This is a genomic window from Streptosporangium saharense, from assembly GCF_014203715.1.
Taxonomy (GTDB): Bacteria; Actinomycetota; Actinomycetes; order Streptosporangiales; family Streptosporangiaceae; genus Streptosporangium; species Streptosporangium saharense.
Map to the genome: position 1 here is coordinate 578837 of NZ_JACHJP010000003.1, position 17600 is coordinate 596436.

At 70.5% G+C, this 17600-nt stretch carries 14 protein-coding genes; 7 read left to right on the forward strand and 7 right to left on the reverse strand.

All coding sequences use genetic code 11. The annotated features are described in order from the left end of the window. Positions 1-360: 360 nt before the first annotated feature. From FHS44_RS18610 to FHS44_RS18620, 3 genes are all read right to left on the reverse strand, one after another. Entirely contained in the window at positions 361-1170 is an 810-nt protein-coding gene (locus FHS44_RS18610; RefSeq protein WP_184716261.1) for an enoyl-CoA hydratase family protein, read from the reverse strand. A gap of 73 nt (positions 1171-1243) precedes the next feature. Beyond that, complete coding sequence (locus FHS44_RS18615; protein WP_312863713.1) at positions 1244-2995, reverse strand: serine/threonine protein kinase; 1752 nt, start codon at positions 2993-2995, stop codon at positions 1244-1246. Positions 2996-3076: 81 nt separating this feature from the next. Beyond that, on the reverse strand, positions 3077-4438 hold the full coding sequence (locus FHS44_RS18620; RefSeq protein WP_184716262.1) for an FAD-binding oxidoreductase: 1362 nt from the start codon (positions 4436-4438) through the stop codon (positions 3077-3079). Positions 4439-4599: 161 nt separating this feature from the next. Here FHS44_RS18620 and ctaD point away from each other — a divergent pair, with 161 nt between their 5' ends. The 3 genes from ctaD (at position 4600) to FHS44_RS18635 (ending at position 10418) form a co-directional block, all read left to right on the forward strand. Further along, on the forward strand, positions 4600-6273 hold the full coding sequence (gene ctaD, locus FHS44_RS18625) for an aa3-type cytochrome oxidase subunit I (protein WP_184716264.1): 1674 nt from the start codon (positions 4600-4602) through the stop codon (positions 6271-6273). 310 nt (positions 6274-6583) lie between these two features. Then, complete coding sequence (locus FHS44_RS18630) at positions 6584-9316, forward strand: immune inhibitor A domain-containing protein (protein WP_312863714.1); 2733 nt, start codon at positions 6584-6586, stop codon at positions 9314-9316. A gap of 163 nt (positions 9317-9479) precedes the next feature. After that, positions 9480-10418: a diacylglycerol/lipid kinase family protein gene (locus FHS44_RS18635; protein ID WP_184716268.1), complete on the forward strand. Its 939-nt coding sequence runs from the start codon at positions 9480-9482 to the stop codon at positions 10416-10418. A 27-nt stretch (positions 10419-10445) separates the two neighbouring features. Here FHS44_RS18635 and mads6 read toward each other — a convergent pair whose 3' ends face one another. Continuing rightward, on the reverse strand, positions 10446-11861 hold the full coding sequence (gene mads6, locus FHS44_RS18640) for a methylation-associated defense system protein kinase MAD6 (RefSeq protein WP_184716270.1): 1416 nt from the start codon (positions 11859-11861) through the stop codon (positions 10446-10448). Between the two features lie 113 nt (positions 11862-11974). On the opposite strand from mads6, the gene FHS44_RS18645 reads away from it, so the two are divergent. Beyond that, positions 11975-12502: a GNAT family N-acetyltransferase gene (locus FHS44_RS18645; protein ID WP_246435709.1), complete on the forward strand. Its 528-nt coding sequence runs from the start codon at positions 11975-11977 to the stop codon at positions 12500-12502. 7 nt (positions 12503-12509) lie between these two features. Here the strand turns inward: FHS44_RS18645 and FHS44_RS18650 are convergent, their stop codons facing one another. After that, positions 12510-13178, reverse strand: a complete 669-nt coding sequence (locus FHS44_RS18650; protein WP_184716274.1) for a response regulator — start codon at positions 13176-13178, stop codon at positions 12510-12512. Beyond that, on the reverse strand, positions 13175-14374 hold the full coding sequence (locus FHS44_RS18655) for a sensor histidine kinase (protein WP_184716276.1): 1200 nt from the start codon (positions 14372-14374) through the stop codon (positions 13175-13177). The genes FHS44_RS18650 and FHS44_RS18655 overlap by 4 nt, the downstream gene beginning before the upstream one ends. A gap of 464 nt (positions 14375-14838) precedes the next feature. Between FHS44_RS18655 and FHS44_RS18660 the strand changes: the two genes are divergently transcribed. The 3 genes from FHS44_RS18660 to FHS44_RS18670 all read left to right on the forward strand — a co-directional run bounded on the left by FHS44_RS18660 (position 14839) and on the right by FHS44_RS18670 (position 16831). Beyond that, complete coding sequence (locus tag FHS44_RS18660) at positions 14839-15240, forward strand: phage holin family protein (protein WP_184716278.1); 402 nt, start codon at positions 14839-14841, stop codon at positions 15238-15240. Continuing rightward, positions 15237-15824, forward strand: coding sequence for a DUF3618 domain-containing protein (locus FHS44_RS18665; RefSeq protein ID WP_184716280.1), 588 nt, complete (start codon positions 15237-15239; stop codon positions 15822-15824). Before FHS44_RS18660 ends, FHS44_RS18665 begins: the two co-directional genes overlap by 4 nt. Before the next feature lie 407 nt (positions 15825-16231). Further along, positions 16232-16831, forward strand: a complete 600-nt coding sequence (locus tag FHS44_RS18670; protein ID WP_184716282.1) for a hypothetical protein — start codon at positions 16232-16234, stop codon at positions 16829-16831. Here the strand turns inward: FHS44_RS18670 and FHS44_RS18675 are convergent. Next, positions 16812-17576 carry a TenA family protein gene (locus tag FHS44_RS18675; RefSeq protein ID WP_312863715.1) on the reverse strand — a complete coding sequence of 255 codons (765 nt, stop codon included), beginning with the start codon at positions 17574-17576 and terminating at the stop codon, positions 16812-16814. The two genes, FHS44_RS18670 and FHS44_RS18675, sit on opposite strands and share 20 nt — an antisense overlap. Positions 17577-17600 lie beyond the last annotated feature (24 nt).

Consider the following 17600-nt stretch of genomic DNA (forward strand, 5'->3'; position numbering starts at 1 on the left):
CCGCGGACCGCGGGGAGTGCGGCGCCCGCGCGCCCGTCGGCTCGCTCGTTCCGCGCGCCCGTGGAATCTCCCGCATGGTTCGCACGAGGGTAGACCGAGCGCGGGGATCGTGCCATAGCCGTCTCCCCAATCGTGATCAATATGTGTGGGAACGCGGGGGGCCGCCCTGTGACCCATGACGTGAGGCGGGCCGGACGGGTTCGGAAGGCGCGAACGCATGCCTAAATCCTTCCCCAATCCAGCATCTTCGGACAATTGCGCGCAATCCTAGACTTCGGAAGGTTGCATGAGGGTTTCAAATCCCGAAATACGCATATTTCGCGCTATATGGGGATTAATCGGATTTTTCCGGCGGGGGGTTCAGTCCTGTTCGGCGGGCACCCAGGACGGCGCGCGCTTCTGCATGAAGGCCGCGATCCCCTCCTGCCCCTCGGCGGAGGTGAAACGCTGCGCCGACAGCTCGGCCATCCGCCGCGTCCCCTCCTCGAAGGACAGCGCGGGCACCCCGCGCACCAGCTGCTTGGTGATCGCGAGCGCCTCGGGACCGCCGCGCAGCAGCATCCCGGTGTAGTGGGCGACCGTCTCGTCGAGCCTGTCCTCGGGAACCGCCCTGGTCAGCAGGCCTATCTCCTGCGCCCTGGCCGCGTCGAAGGTCTCGCCCGTCAGGAAGTACTCGGCAGCGGCCCTGGGGTCGAGCCTGCGCAGCACGGTCACCGAGATCATCGCCGGGACCACGCCGAGCCGTACCTCGGTGAACGCGAACGACGCCGTGTCGGGGGCGATGGCGAAGTCGCAGGCCGCGACCAGGCCGAGCCCCCCGGCGCGGGCGGTGCCGTTCAACCGGCACACGACAGGCTTGGGGCTCTCCCAGATGAGGCTCATGATCTCCGGGAAGGAGGCGGTCACCGGGGCCTCGTGCGCCCTGCCCGGCTCGGTCCGCTGCTCCTTCAGGTCCGCGCCCGCGCAGAAGACCGGGCCCGTCCCGGTGAGCACGATGACCCGCACCTCCTCGTCGGCGAGCGCCTGGTTGAGCCGGTCCTCCAGGTCACCGAGAAGCCGCACGGACAGCGCGTTCCGGTTGCGCGGGGAGTCCAGCGTGATCGTGGCGACCCCGCCGGACACCTCCTTGTGCACCAGGCGCTCCACTGGCCAGCCCGCGTCGGTGTTCATTCCCGCTCCTTGGTCACTCCTCGGCACCCCGTAACGGTACTCGCCGCGGACCGGGACGAGAGGGGCGGGACCGTCAGCCGCAGTGGCTCCAGCCGCTCTTCCAGGTCGCCGTGCCGTACGTGCCGCCCCAGATGACGCACTTCTTGACGGCGGCGAGCCGTACCGGGCCCGCGTAGGCGGTGAAGCTGCCCGGGTTGGAGCCGGAGGCGCCCCCCTTCACCTGGAGGATGGCGTTCATCTTGATCTTCCCGGGCACCATGTACTTCGACAGGGTGACGACGCAGTTCTTGCCCGCCGCGGAGCTGTAGAGCAGGTAGACGGTCCCGGCGCCGAGGCCCCTGGACTCGATCACCTTGTAGCCGGAGCCGCAGATCCCGGCCGCGGTGTAGATGTTCGGCTTCGGCTTCGGGGTCGGTTTCGGCGTGGGTTTCGGGGTCGGCTTGGGAGTCGGCTTCGGCGTGGGCTTGACCGTGGGCTTCACGGTGGGCTTCACGGTCGGCTTGGCCGTCGGTTTCACGGTCGGCGGGGCCGGGGGCTTGGTCGTCGGGGCGTCCGTGGGGTCCACGCTCGGCTTCTCGGTCGGCTCCGGCTTCGGGGTCGGCTTCGCCGTGGGCTTGGGCGTCGCCTTCGGGGTCGGGCTCGCCGGTGCCCGGCTGGGTAGCTGGGTCCTGCCCGTGCTGGGCTTGGCGGTGAGGTGGCCGACGGGCTCGGTGCTCTTGCGCTGGCCGGGACGGGGCGTCGCGGACCTCTGGGTGACGGGCGGATCGCTGGGCGCGGGATCCGGCACCCGCGCCTGGTCCGTGGCGGCGGGGGAGGTCGCGGTCCGCGCGCTCGCCGCCTCCTGCTGGCCCTGCAGGACCACGACGGCACCCGCCGTCGCGCCGAAGACGACGATCGCGGCGGCCCCCGCGAGCAGCATCCCCGAGGGGCGGCGCCGCCGTACGGGAGGAGCCGGGGGAGCGGCCGAGACGGCGGTGGGAGCGGCGGGCGCGGGGGCGCCGTGTTTGGTGGGGGAGGGGACCGTAGCCCCCATCAGGTGGCTGACCAGCTCCTCGGCGGTCGGCCGCAGTGCCGCGTCCTTCGACAGGGAGGCGGCGACCAGCTCGCGCAGATGCCCCTCAAGACCGCCCAGTTCGGGTTCGACGGTCAGGATCCGGTTCATCACCACGGCGATGGAGTCGGCGCCGAACGCGGGCCGCCCGGTCGCGGCGAAGACCATCGTGACGCCCCAGGCGAACACGTCGGCCGCCGCCGTCACCTCACCCCCGCCGAGCTGCTCGGGGGCGAGGTAGGAGGGCGTCCCCATCGTCGTGCCCGTCGCGGTGGTCCCTGGCGAGTCCAGTGCCCTGGCGATGCCGAAGTCGATAACCACGGGACCCTCGGGGCCCATCAGCACGTTGGCGGGCTTGAAGTCCCGGTGCAGGATGCCCGCCCGGTGGATGGCGGAAAGGGCGGTGGCCGTGCTGACGGCCAGGCGTTCGAGCGCCGCGCCGCGCCGGGGACCCTCCCGGTCCACGAGCTGCCGCAGGGAGGGGCCGGGGACGTACTCGCTCACGATGTACGGCTGGCTGCCCGCGAGGTCGGCGTGGAGCACCGGGGCTGTGCAGAACCTGGCGACCCGCTGGGCGACGGAGACCTCCCGCAGGAAGCGGGCCCTGGCCTCGGGGTCGGCGGTGAGCCCGTGGTGGAGGAGTTTGACGGCCACCTGCTCGCCCGAGGGCCCCCTGCCCAGATAGACGACGCCCTGGCCACCCTCACCGAGCCTGCCGGTCAGCTCGAACGGCCCGAGCCGTGGGGGATCCCCCGAAGTGAGCGGCTGTACCACGATGACCCCCCGACAAAACCTACGAATTGGGTTATGTGGGGCAGAACGCTACCAGTGTGGGCTGTGGTCCGGACGGTCCCTTCAGATGGCCTTGCCGGGGTTGAGGATGCCGAGCGGGTCGAAGACGCGCTTGATCCCGTGGTGGACCTCCTCGGTCACGGGTCCCGCCTCAAGGGCGAGCCAGCGCCGTTTCAGCAGCCCGACGCCGTGCTCACCGGTCAGCGTGCCGCCCATCCCGAGCGCCTCCCTGAAGACCTCGTCGGCAGCCGCCCACACCTCCGGTGGCGGTTCGGCCAGCCCGTGGTCGAAGACGAAGACCGGGTGCAGGTTGCCGTCGCCCGCGTGCGCGACCGTGGCGATCAGCACCCCGTGCCTGGCCGCGATGGCCTCGACCTTCTCGATCATGTACGGCAGCGCGGAGCGGGGCACGCACACGTCCTCGACCAGGCACTTTCCAAGGCGTTCCTTGGCCTGGTAGGCGAGCCGCCTGACCCCGACCAGTTCCTCGGCCTCCTGCTCGGAGGAGGAGACCGCGACGAAGGGCGAGCCGTGCTCCGCGCACAGCCGGGCCATCCGCTCGGCGACCGAGGGGCCGTCCGCGGCGTCCGACTGCGCGATCAGCATCGCCTGGGTCGTGGCCTCAAGACCGATGTTGCGCCAGTCGTCGATGGCCTTGAGCGTCGTGCGGTCGAGCATCTCCAGCAGCGAGGGCTGGCACCCGGCCGCGATGATCGCCGCGACCGCCGCGGCGGCGTCCCTGAGCGAGGTGAATTCGGCCGCGATCGTCGCCGGATAGACGGCCGGGGCCCTGCGCAGCCGTACCGTGGCGGAGGTGATCACCCCGAGCGTGCCCTCAGAGCCGACGAACAGGCCGGTCAGGTCGTAGCCCGTCACGCCCTTGACCGTGCGCCTGCCGGTCTCCAGGACGCGCCCGTCGGCCAGCACGACCTCAAGGCCGAGCGCCGAGTCGCGGGTCACGCCGTACTTCACGCACCGCAGCCCGCCCGCGTTGGTGGCCAGGTTGCCGCCGATCGTGGAGATCTCGTAGGAGGAGGGGTCCGGCGCGTACATCAGCCCGTGCGCGCGGGCGGCCCTGTCCAGGTCGGCGGTGATCACGCCGGGCTCGACCACGGCGATCTCGTCGGCGGGTGAGAGCTCCCTGATCGCCGTCATCCTGTGCAGCGCCAGGACGACGCACCCCTCGACCGACGTCGCCCCGCCCGCCAGGCCGCTGCCCGCGCCCCTGGGCACGACGGGCACCCGGTGCTCCGTGGCCCACCTGAGCGTGGCGACCACGTCGTCCCTGCCCTCGGCCAGTACGACGGCCAGCGGCCTGCCCGGTTCGAGGAAGGTCCTGTCCCGCGCGTAGGAGTCGGTGACGTCGGGGTCCGTCAGCACCCTCTCCGGCGAGAGGGCGGCGACGAGTTCGGAGATAACGCTCACAAGGGGACTGTACGGCCCGGCTCGCGGGCGGGATCACACGGACGTCACGTGATGATGCGGGCGAGGCTCGGTGAGGGTTCTGCCAAATGTGGTGACGCGACGGTCAGGTGGGGAGAAGTCTCGTTTCGTACGGCTGTCGCCCAACCGAAGGGAGCCGCGCTGTGACGACTGTGCAGCAGCGGGCCGCGGCCGAGCCCGTCCGCGGGGGAAAGGTGATCGTCTCGTGGCTGACGTCCACGGACCACAAGATCATCGGCGACCTCTACATCATCACGTCGTTCGTGTTCTTCCTGATCGGCGGGGTCATGGCCCTGGTCATCCGGGCCGAACTCGCGCACCCGGGGCTCCAGCTCGTCAACAACGTCCAGTACAACGAGCTGTTCACCATGCACGGCACGGTGATGCTGCTGTTCTTCGCCACCCCGCTGTTCGCCGGGTTCGCCAACGTGATCATGCCGTTGCAGATCGGCGCGCCGGACGTGGCCTTCCCCAGGCTCAACATGGTCAGCTACTGGCTGTTCCTGTTCGGCGGCATCATCGCGCTCAGCGGGTTCGCGACCAACGGGGGAGCCGCCGACTTCGGCTGGACGGGCTACACCCCGCTGTCGGTGGCGACCTACTCCGCGGGGGTGGGCGGTGACCTGTGGGTCGTCGGCCTGGTGATGTCGGGCCTCGGGACGATCCTGGGCTCCGTCAACTTCATCACCACGATCATCTGCATGCGCGCGCCCGGCATGACGATGTTCCGCATGCCGCTGTTCACCTGGAACGTGCTGCTGACCGGTCTGCTGGTGCTGATCGCATTCCCGGTGCTGGCCGCCGCGCTGCTCGCCCTTGAGGCCGACCGCAGCTTCGGCGCGCACATCTACGACGCCGCGACCGGCGGGCCGATGATCTGGCAGCACCTGTTCTGGTTCTTCGGCCATCCCGAGGTCTACATCATCGCGCTGCCGTTCTTCGGCATCGTGACCGAGGTGATCCCGGTCTTCAGCCGCAAGCCGCTGTTCGGCTACATCGGCCTGGTCGGGGCGACGATCGCCATCGCGGGGCTGTCCGTCACGGTCTGGGCGCACCACATGTTCGCCACGGGCCGGGTGCTGCTGCCGTTCTTCTCGTTCATGACCTTCCTCATCGCGGTCCCGACGGGGGTGAAGTTCTTCAACTGGGTGGGCACGATGTGGCGGGGGCACCTGACGTTCGAGTCGCCCATGCTGTTCTCGATCGGCTTCCTGGTGACGTTCCTCCTGGGCGGCCTGACCGGCGTCATCCTGGCCTCGCCGCCGCTGGACTTCCAGGTCACCGACTCCTACTTCGTGGTGGCGCACTTCCACTACGTCGTCTTCGGCACCGTGGTCTTCGCGATGTTCGCGGGCTTCTACTTCTGGTGGCCCAAGATGACCGGCAGGATGCTCAACGACACGCTGGGGAAGATCCACTTCTGGCTGCTGTTCATCGGCTTCCACGCGACGTTCCTGGTGCAGCACTGGCTGGGGGCGGCGGGCTTCCCGCGCCGCTACGCCGACTACAGCCCGGACGACGGCTTCACCTTCCTGAACGTGGTCTCCTCGGTCGGCGCCCTCATCCTGGGCGTCTCCACGCTGCCGTTCCTCTACAACGTCTGGTGGACCTTCAAGCACGGGCCGAAGGTGACCGTGGACGACCCCTGGGGGTTCGGCAACTCGCTCGAATGGGCGACCTCGTGCCCGCCGCCGCGGCACAACTTCACCTCGCTGCCGCGCATCAGGTCCGAGCGCCCGGCCTTCGACCTCAAGTACCCCAGGACCGGGCAGCAGCCGCGCCAGCTCGATCCCACGGCTCCCGGCGAGGAGCTCTGATCCCGGGCCCTGGGAGCGGTCTCACGGTGGCGGGCTTCCGGCTTTCACCGCGCTGACCTGCTGTGAAAGCGATGTCAACAGGAAAATTCTGGAAATCATCACCATTTCCTGTGAAGTGGTGATTCATTACAGTTTTACAACATCATTCAGCGGCTTTACTCCTGCTTTACCTTCTCGTCTAACGTCCCGCTCGGTGCGTACATAAGGCGCATCTGGGACGTTCGCGCCCGGCGAACCCGGGCAGGGAGGGTAAGCGTTGTCCAGCAAAGGCAGGGGTGCTCGAAGGCGCCTGCTCGCGATAGTGCCCGTCGTGGGCCTGGCCGCTGCGGGACTGGCGGCAGGGGGAGTGTCGGCTCAGGCGGACACCACGGTGGACACCACGGTCGCGAGGTACCAGCCGACCGCGGCCGACTACTACATCAACTACGCTCCGCCCCGGGACGAGCCCGCGGTGCAGGACCCGGCCGCTCCCAACTCCAAGGAGCGCCGGATCAGCCCGGCACGGAAGATCGCCCACAAGTATTCCGAGGGTAACCCCGCCGCGGCCCGCGTTCTGGCCGCGCGCGAGGCGGAGGCGGTCAGGACCGGTCTCAACCCCGCCGACCTCCTGTTCAAGAAGGCCAAGGTCGCCAAGCAGGCCAAGCTCCTCACCGTCCTGGTGGAGTTCAACGACAAGGCCAACGACGACTTCTCCGGCTTCAAGCGCCCGCCGAACGTCAACGACGACGACCCGGCGAACTGCGTCACCGAGCCGCCCGGCACGCTGCTCAACGGCCCGCTGCATAACAAGATTCCGAACCCCGCGTCCTTGGCACACAAGGACAACAACAGTTTCTGGGTGCCTGATTTCAGCCCGGACCACTTCAACAAGATGCTTTACAGCAAGGACGGCATCACCAAGCGGGTCCGTACCGATCTGACCGACCCCAGGGACGGTCGCAAGGGCATCGACATCGCCGGCTACACCATGCGGAACATGTACGAGGAGCTGTCCAAGGGCGCCTACACGGTCACCGGCCAGGCCACCCCGTGGATCAAGGTCCCGCACTCCGAGGCCTACTACGGCGCCCGCGCCTGCGGCAAGGAAGCGCAGGACATGAGCGGCCACCCGAGCAACCCGCTCGGCCCCGGCCAGCTCGCCATCGACGCGGTCGACGCCCTGGCCGCCGCCAACCCGAACTTCCCGTGGGCCGACTACGACGTCGAGGACGTCGCCGACTCCGACGGTGACGGCAACTTCGCCGAGCCCGACGGCGTGGTGGACCACCTGGTCCTCGTCCACGCGGGCAAGGACAAGTCCTCCGACGGCGGCGCCGAGGGCACCTACGCGATCTGGGCGCACTCCAGCGCCGTCGCGGGTGGCTACAAGGTCCCCGGCAAGAACGTGAAGATCTCCAACTACATCGTTCAGCCCGAGGACTCCGGCGTCGGCGTGTTCGCCCACGAGTACGGCCACGACCTCGGTCTGCCCGACCTCTACGACACCACCGGCAGCGCCTCCTCGGCCGTCGACTTCTGGGACCTCATGTCCGCCGGCTCCCACAGCGGCCCGATCTTCCAGTCGATGCCGACCCACATGGGTCTGTGGGACAAGTGGATCCTCGGCTGGGCCAACCCCAAGGTCTTCAACCCCGGTGACCACAGCCGCGTCGTGACCGTCGGCCAGTCCTCGCGCACGCCCAAGCTCACCGAGGACGGCGTCCGGGTGAACCTGGCCAGCACGCCGCTGAAGATGGTCGAGCCGCACAGCGGCACCAAGATGTGGTGGTCCAACCTCGACCAGGAGTGGGCCGACGTCAAGCTCGCCCGCGACGTCCAGGTTCCCGCCGGCACCGACGTGAAGTTCCGGCTCTGGAACAACTACGAGATCGAGGAAGACTGGGACTTCGGCTTCATCGAGGTCTCCACGGACGGTGGCGCCACCTGGGCCCCGCAGAAGGTCTACACCGAGGGCGGCGCCCTGGTCTCCACCGGTGACGACTACCCGGACCCGAACAAGAACCTGTCCAAGTTCAACAACAGGAAGTACGGCCTCACCGGCAACACCGACGGCTGGCGGCACGACTACGTCGACCTGGCCCCCTACGCCGGCAAGACGGTCAAGCTCAGGCTCGTCTACAACACCGACGCCGCCTTCACCCCGCGTAGCTGGCACGCCGACGACTTCTCGGTGACCAACGGCACCCAGACCGTGTGGAGCGACGACGTCGAGGGCGGCAACCAGGGCTGGACCCCCAGCGGTGGCACCTACACCAACACCCACGGTGAGGGCTGGGGCATCAACGACGGCTTCCGCGAGATCTCCCGCTTCTACCTCGCCGAGTGGCGTAACTTCGACGGCTTCGACAAGGGCCTGCAGTACACCTACACCACCGACTACTCGCGTGACGGCGCGTGGAAGGTGGAGAAGGTCAAGTACAACGCCCCCGGTCTGCTCGTCTGGTACCGCGACTCGACCTTCACCAACAACTCCCTGTCCAACAACCTGGAGCTGTCGCCGAGCATCGGCTCCAAGGGCAGCCTGCTCCTGGTCGACTCCCACTTCGAGCCGCTGCGGCGGACCGGCGTGGCCGCGACCAAGGACACCACGGTCCTGAAGAACATGCAGGGACGTGTGCAGACCTCGAACGCGGCCTTCTCCTTCCAGAAGACCTACCCGTTCAAGGAGTGCATCGAGGGCCCGAACGAGCCCTTCAGCGAGTACTGCACCAACACCGGCGCGCTGCCCGCGGTCTCGGAGTTCACCGACGCCAAGACCTGGTACCCCGGCTTCGAGGTGCGTGACGGCAGCCTGTACTACCGCGACTTCGACGCCTCGGTGGTCGTCCCCTCCAAGGGCGACCAGCAGTACAGCACCCGGGTGGTCAACTCCAACGGCACCCCGGCGACCGACCTGTACGGCCTCGACCTGGGCAACGGCAACGTCCTGGGCACCGGTAACCCCGGTGCCGAGGGCAAGGCGCTCGGCGTGAAGTTCAAGCTGCTCGCCCCGCTCCCCGGCAACCTCGGCGTCCTTCTCCAGGTGACCCCGCCCAAGAAGTGACCCCGCGCGTCCCCGCCCAGGCCAGACCTGGACGGGGGCGACCGGTGAAGCACGACCCGCGACGCCCGGCCGGATCCTCCGGCCGGGCGTCCGTCATACACGCTCCGCGAGCACGGAGCCCTACGATCTGACGGGAAGGCAGTCCTACAGGAAAAGGGGCAGCGTGGGAGAGTTACGAGGCAAGGCCGAGCACACCGAGGCCATCAGGACCGGGCGCAGGATCTGCGTGGTGGTCAACACCCACTCGCGCCGCGGCCGTCGTCTCTACCCCAGGGTGGTCGCCACGCTGCGCGCCGAGGGCTTCGAGCCGATCCGCTCCTTCGCCGTGGTCGATCCCCGCCGCCTGCGCGCCACCCTGGACACCGCCCTCGCCGAACGGCCCGACCTGCTCGTCGTCGGCGGCGGGGACGGCACGCTCAGCGCCGCCGTCAAGCACGTCGCGCACCGGGACGTGGCCCTCGGCGTGCTGCCGCTCGGCACGACCAACAACTTCGCCCGCAGCCTCGGCCTCCCCCTCGATCTGCCGGGCGCGATCCGGGTGTTCCACACCGGCAAGGTCGCCGACATCGACCTGGGCGTCGCGGGCGACAGGGAGTTCGCCAACCTGGCCAGCTTCGGCGTCTCCGTCGAGGTGGCGGGCACCGTACGGCCCTGGCTCAAGCGCCTGCTCGGGCGGGCCGCCTACCCGCTGACCGCGCTGACGATCCTGCCCCGCCACCGGCCCTTCCGCGCCTTCATCACCGCCGACGGCCGCCGCCACGAGCTGCTCACCCACCAGCTCAACATCGCCAACGGCCGCTTCCACGGCGGCTGGCAGGTGGCCAGGGACATCAGCATCGACAACGGCAGGCTCGTGGCCTACCAGCTCGGCTCGGGCAAACGCCTGAGGCTGCTGGTCGAGACCCTGGTGCGGGCGACGACCGGCCGCTGGCGCAGTCTCGCGGGCGGACCCTTCGTCGTCGGCCAGGAGATGTATCTCGAGACCGACCCGCCGATGGCGGCCGACGTGGACGGCGAGGTCCGCCTGATGACCCCCATCACGATCAGGACCGTTCCCAACGGCCTGCGCGTGATGGTCACCGACGACTTCGTCGACTCCTGAGGCGCCGGGCCGTACGTCACGGAGGAACTAGCGCCGTGCGGCCCGCAGGAAGCGGTTGCGCAGCCTGCCGAGCAGCATCGGCTCCCGCTCCCTGGGGAGCCCCTCGCGGGCCCTGCGCAGGTCCTCCAGGGCCTCGGCGGCCGTCGGCCTGCCGGTGGGGGAGGGGTCGCGCATCCGGCGCAGCAGCTCCATCACCTCGGCCGGGACGCCGGGCCGCGCCTCGCCCGCGCCGTCGCCACCGGGGGAGGGCAGCTCGCCGGTCAGTAGCTGGAAGGCGATCGCCCCGGCCGCGTACACGTCGGCGGCCGCGGTCATCCGCTCCGGCCTGGCCTGGCACTCGGGGGCGACGTAGTGGGTGTCGAGCACGTTGGGCAGCTCGTTGGCCACCGTGTGCGGGCGCGGCCCGGGCTTGGCGTAGTCGAACCCGGTCAGCATGGCCCTGCCGTCCTCGGTGACGAGGACGCGGGCGGGGCTGAGCGCCCGGTGGATGACGTGGTTGGCGTGCACGTGGGCCAGCCCGAGCAGCATGTCCTCGACCACGTCGAGGTCGGCCTCGACGGAGCGCCGCCTGCCGGAGGACGACATGTACAGGTGCAGCGCCTGGCCGTGCACGTCGTCCAGGACCAGCACGAACCGGCTCTCGTCGTCGATGGCGAAGAAGTCGCGCGAGCGCACGACGCACGGGTGCGGGGGGATGCGGGTGAGCGACTGGTAGGCGTTGGCGATCAGCCGCCGCTCGGCCGCCCTCGGCTCCTCCTCGGCCAGCGGGTCGGCGCGGTAGACCCGCAGCAGGACCGTCTCGCTCCCCGGCAGCGTCGCGTTGATCGCCCGGTACTCGGTGGTCCTATTGTCCCCGCCGAGCTGCTCCTCGACCTCCCAGTTGCCGAAGCGCGGCGGCGAGGTCGAGCGCCGCACGCTGCCGTTCAGCGCCTCGATCACCGCCGTGCGGTACGGCCCGGCGTCCGGGGTGTAGCCCCGCCTGACCCGGGAGACGTCGCTCAGCATGGGGACCAGGCCCGCCAGGTCGGTGACGTGCCGCGAGTCACGGCCCGCGGGGTCAACCAGCTCGGCGTCGGCGCCCGTCAGCACCACGACGCTGTCCACGTAGACCCGTTCGAGCTCCCGGTGGTTGCGGGTGAGCAGGCCCTTGAGCGCCCGCCCGTTGCCGCGCAGCTTGGCGACGGGGGAGCCGAATACGTCCCGCCGCGCGGGAAACCACCGCGTCCCGGACACCTCGATCCTGCCCCGGGTGCCCTTGACGTCGATGAGACAGAGCGAGTGGCCGGTCACGACGATCAGATCGACCTCGAAGGCGTCGTCACCCCTGGGCACCTCGATGTTGTGCAGCAACAGCCAGTCGTCCGGCGCGCTGTCCCGCAGATGTGCGATGACCCGCCGCTCCGCGTCGTTGACCGGGCGCCCGCCGCCGACGATCTGTGCCATCTCTAGCGTGCCGCCCTTCTTCTCTGTACGTGAAGTAGGGCAAGGGTCTCATGATCTCGCCTGTCACTACTTTTCGCCACTCCGCGAAAGTAGGCTCGGCGGACGTGGAACCCATGGAGATCACCGCCGGAGCGTTGCACCTGCGTCCGTGGAACCTCTCGGAGGCCGACGCCGCCGCGGCGGCGCTGGCCCTGGGGGACCTGCGGATCCGCCGCTGGGCCACCGGCCTGCCCGACGGGGCCGACGAGAGGGTCTGGCTCGCCCAGCGCGCCCTCGGCTGGTCCGAGGGCTCGGAGGCCTCCTTCGCGGTCACCGGGGCGACCGGCGGCGAGGTGCTCGGCCACATCAGGGTCAGGGTCGGCACCGGCGCGGCCCGCGGTCGCGGGGAGGTCGGCTACTGGGTGCTGCCCGGGGCCAGGGGCCGTGGCGTGGCGACCCAGGCGCTGGGTGTCGTCGGCCGCTGGGCGTTCGGCTTCCTCGGCCTGTCCCGCCTCGACCTGCGGCACGCCACCGGCAACGTCGCCTCGTGCCGGGTCGCGGCCAAGGGCGGCTTCGCCCTGACCAGGCTCCTGTCCGAGCCGTCGTGGGTCGAGGAGGAGGGGACGGAGGAGTTCCACCTGCACACCCTCACCCCCGGCTGAGTCCCGCTCAGCGGCCGTGCCGGGGGCTGACCAGGCCGCTCTCGTAGGCGAGGGCGACCACCTGGGCGCGGCTCGACAGGCCGAGCTTCGCCATGGTCCGGTTCAGGTGCGTCTTGACCGTCGCCTCGCTCACGCACAGCTCGTCGGCGATCTCCCCGTTCGACAGCGCCCTGCCGACCAGGCGCAGCACCTCCGTCTCCCTGGCGGTGAGCGTGTCGAGCCCCGCCCACGAGACGAGCGTGGTGTCCTTCTCCCTGGTGTAGGCCTCGACCAGGCGGCGCGTCACGGTCGGCGCGAACAGCATGTCCCCGGCGGCGATGGTGCGCACCGCCGCGATCAGCCGCTCGGGAGGGGTGTCCTTGAGGAGGAAGCCGGAGGCCCCGGCCCTGAGCGCGTCGTAGACGTACTCGTCGAGGTCGAAGGTCGTCAGGATCAGCACCTTCGGCGGGACCGGGCCCGTCGCGGCGAGGATGCGCTCGGTGGCCGCGATGCCGTTCAGGTCGGGCATCCGCACGTCCATCAGGATCACGTCGGGACGCGTCGCGCCCGCCAGGGCGACGGCCTCCTCCCCGCCCGAGGCCTCTCCGGCGACCTCCAGGTCGGGGGTCGCCCGGATCAGCGCCGCGAACCCGGCCCGCACCAGGATCTGGTCGTCCACGACCAGCACCTTGATCATTGGTCTCCTCGCTCCTCCTGAGGGGGTGAGAGCGGCAGCGCCGCCGTGACCTCGAACCCGCCCTCCGGCAGCGGGCCCGCCCGCACCTCGCCCCCGTAGAGCCTGACCCGTTCGCGCATCCCGATCAACCCGAGGCCGCCCCCCTCCTCGCCCCGCTGGACGGCGCCGTCGTCGGTGACCGTGATGACCAGCTCGTCGCAGCCGTAGCGCAGCCGTACCGAGGCGCGGGCGGGCAGCGCGTGCTTGATGACGTTGGTCAGGCTCTCCTGGACCACCCGGTAGGCGCACAGCTCGACCCCGGGGTTGAGCCGCCTGGCCTTGCCCGTCACGTCGAGGGCGACCTCGACCCCGGCCGCGCGGACGCGTTCGACGAGCTGGCCGAGCTGGGGCAGGCCGGGGGTCGGGTCGTAGACGCCGTCGATGCTCGGTCTCCGGTCGACCCTGAGCACCGCGAGCAGCCGCCGCATCTCCTCAAGGGCCTCGTGGCTGGTGTCGGCGACCGTGGCCAGCGCGGTCCTCGCCGTCCCCGGGTCGCTGGCGAACACGTAGCGGGCCAGCCCCGCCTGCACCGAGATCACCGACATGTGGTGGGCGACGATGTCGTGCAGCTCCCTGGCGATGCGCACCCGCTCCTCGGTGACCGCGCGCCTGGCCCGCGCCTCCTGCTCGTGCCCGAGCCGCTCGGTGAGGTCGGCCAGGCGCCTGTTGCGGTCGGCGAGCCTGCGGGTGCCCAGGCCCAGCGTCCAGGCCGTCAGGACGATCAGGATGCTCTGCGCCACGTTCAGCGCCGCCATGTCCTTCGCCGCCGTGAGCGAGGCCCACCACCAGACCGAGGCCGCGGCCACGACCCCGGCGACCCCCGCCGCGAGCGAACGCCGTACGGTCACCGTGTAGAGCGTCAGCAGGACGGAGAAGTTGTTCACGTTCGGCTGGTAGCCCAGACTGTGGTGCCACAGGGACGAGACGACGCACAGCGTGAGCGCGGTCCCGGGCACGCGCCACCGCACGGCGACGGGAAGGTTGGCCGCGCAGGTCAGCAGGATCGCGGCCGTGTCGGGGCGCAGCCAGGTGCCCGCCTGGTCCTTGACGGCCCACACCAGGGTGATCCCGGTGAGCGCCACGGCGAGGAGGGTGTCGACGATCCGCGGATCGACCTCGCCCGCCCGCCGCGCAAGCGCCGTCACTGTTGCCCGCATGCGCGGCATGCTAGCCATGCGCGGACCCTCCCCTCATCGCGCCGGTGGATGAGCGCCCGTACCGCGGAAGTTGTACGGCCCCGCCGCGCCTACCGCGCCGGTCACGGCCGGATCCGCCCGCGGGCCGATGTGGACCGGGTCCCGCGCGGCTTACGGTGGGTCCGCTGTGGGATGACGGCCCCGTCGTCACGGGTTCGTCTTCGTGGGTTCCGCCGGCGGCTCCGGCGCCCGCGGCCGGCGCCCCGGAGCTCTCCACCCGGGGCGCCGGCCGTGGGCGGGTCCTCGAAGGTGCGCGAACGGGGGCGGCTTTCGAGGCCACGGATCCGGTGCGGCCGGCGTGACCCGCGTCATGACACGCGGGGGGCAGGGAAAGTGCGGGCAACGGCCCGATCAATCGTCGGTGGGCGGGGGTTTGCCGTGCCGGTACGGGGTAGGCGCCTTCTCCTGTAGGGAGGAGGAACGCCATGAGCGGCAATCCCAAGGACACGTTGTCAACCGCCGACCTGATCCGGCTGATGTCACAGGAGGTCTCGCGCCTCGTCAGGGACGAGCTCCGCCTGGCGAAGCTGGAGTTCGCGGAGAAGGGCAAACACGCGGGGCTCGGCGCGGGACTGTTCGGCGGGGCCGGGGTGGTGGCCCTGTACGGCGGCGGCTGCCTGGTGGCCGCGGTGATCCTGCTTCTCGCCCTGGTGATGCCCGCCTGGGGCGCCGCGGCCGTCGTGGGCGTCGTGCTGCTGGTCGTGGCCGCCGTTCTGGGGCTCCTCGGCAAGCGGCAGGTGTCCGAGGCCACTCCGCCCGCTCCCGAGCGGACCATCGAGAGCCTCAAGGAGGACATCGACATGGTGAAGGAGAGTGCGCACCGATGAGCGAGAGCGACCCGGGAAGATCGGGAGGCGAGATCCATGACGCGGGCACCGTCGGGGCCCACAGGCAGCGGGTGGGCGCTCCGGTGACCCCCGACGAGGAGATGTCGCTGAACGTCCCGCCGAAACAGCCGGACGGGACCCCCTCCTCCGTCCCCGAGAGCCGGAGGGACAACGGCACCCCGAGGCTTCCCGAGAAGGACACGGGGCACCTCAGGGCCGTCGGGAAGACCCATGAGACCGATGTGAAAGAGACCGGAAAGACGAACAGGGAATCCGTGCGGCGGGACATCGAGAGAGACCGTCGTGAGCTGGGCGAGACCGTGGAGGCGTTGGTGCACAAGACGGATGTGAAGGGGCGCGTTCAGGAGACGGCCGCCCAGGTCGGCGACGAGCTGCGCAAGGTGGGGGCGGCGACCGCGGCCACCGCGACCGAGGTCGTCGAGCGGGTGAAGAACACCAGCCCGGCCGAGGTGAAGGAGAAGGTCACCACGGGGGCGGCGAAGCGCCCCGCGGCGCTCGTGGCCGCCGTGGCCGTCCTGGGCCTGGTCGTGTTCCGCGTGCTGCGGCGCGGCAAGAGGAAGTAGGGCGTCACCGGGACCCGCCGCCTCCGCAGCCCGCGGAGCGGCGGGTCCTGTCATGCGGTGATGTTTTGGGATGGGCGGATTCCGGGGATGGCGGGGTAATCTGGCCGTTTCCGGGTGGGCGGCGGACCCCCTCCTTTCCGCCCGCCCGGTTCCGGAAGCCTTCCCGCCCGGTTCCGGAAGCCTTCCCGCCCGGTTCTGGAAGACCGAATGGTCCCCCGCTGAACCGTTCCGGCCGCCCGTACGTAGTGATCGATGCGGGAGGTCCCGTCCGCGCGAGCCGTCTCGGCTCCCCGGGGGCCTTCGCCGCCGCGACGCGACCGTGGCCTCCCGCCACGGCGCGTCCCGAGTCCGGAGCGGGACCGTTGCGGCAGGAACCCCCTCTCCGGCCGACCCCCCAGGAGGACTTCATGCGCCGAGCAGTCGGCCTCACAGCGCTCACAGCGGGCTTCGCCCTCGTCGCGGTCGCCCTGTCACCCCTCGCCCCCGCGCAGGCGGCGACCTGCGTCAGCTCCGTGAAGAAGTGCGAGCGGGACCCCCTCGTCAAGATCAAGTTCAAGGCCAAGGGCACCCCGCGCGACCACCAGGGCGGGCGCGTCACCTACACCCTCGACTACACCATGACCTGGGCGGAGTCCTTCGCCCCCTACTGGGCCTCCTTCTGGGTCGGCGGCAGCCTTCCCAAGGGCGCCAAGACCCCGCGCTCGGCCACGCTCCTGAGCCCCTCGGGCAAGCGGCTGGCCACCTTCCCCTGCCACACCTACCGCGACGGCGTGTGGTGCGAGATCCCCAGCGACGTCTCCCACCCGGTCCCTTACAAGGGCACGATCGTCCTGAAGACCACCCTCGCCCGCCACGGCGGCAGGACGGCGACGGCCAAGCTGGGCTTCGACAGCGTCGACGGCCTCGGCCAGAAGGACTACGAGCGCAACTACAGCAGGACCACCTCGCGCGACCGCTTCTGCGCCTTCCGCACCGCCAAGACCGTGGTCACGAAGGTGCGCCGCTGACATCCGGCCCGGCCGGGGGGCTTGCCTGCCCCCCGGCCGCCATGTCGAAGAAACGCAGCTCAAGCCGTACGGCACGGCGGAAGACGTCGAGCACGCGCGCCCGCTCCCGCGCGTCGAGCGCGGGGCCGAGCCGGTCCAGCTCGCCGCGCAGGAAGGCGACCCAGGCCCGGAAGGCGGGCCCCTCGTGCAGCTCGACCCACTCGCGGTGCACGAAGTCACCGGGCGGTGGCTCCTCGGCCAGGCTCGCCCAGCCGAGATAGCTCCACTCCGCCACGCACAGGACCGCCAGGATGACCGGGTAGTCCAGGCTCCTCCTGGCCTCGTCCATCAGCGCGCGGAAGTCGACCGTCACCGGTTCGAGCGCGGGCGCCGTCAGGTCGGCCTCGCTCGCGCCGAGGGCGGCCAGGGCCCGGTGGAAGTAGGTCTTCTCCTCGGTCGTCGCCGTCTCGCCGAGGAAGCGGCCGAACGGCACCCGTGACTCGAAGCTGTCCGCGCTGGCCACCGCGGCGCCGAGCAGCGCGGTGAAGGCGTCGACGAACTGGAAGTCCTGCACCAGGTAGCGGCGCATGTCCTCCCGCGGGGTCAGCCCCCGGGTGATGGAGGCGGCGAACGGGTGGGTCACGACCGCCGTCCACCCGGGCTCGGAGCCGGAGCGCAGCCACTCGCTGAAGGCCGGGTCCGCCGCGTCCGCCCGCCACTCGTCGTAGGAGTCGCTCCAGGGGACCTGACGGGAATCTTGGGACACCGGTTTTCTCCTCCTGGGCGGGAA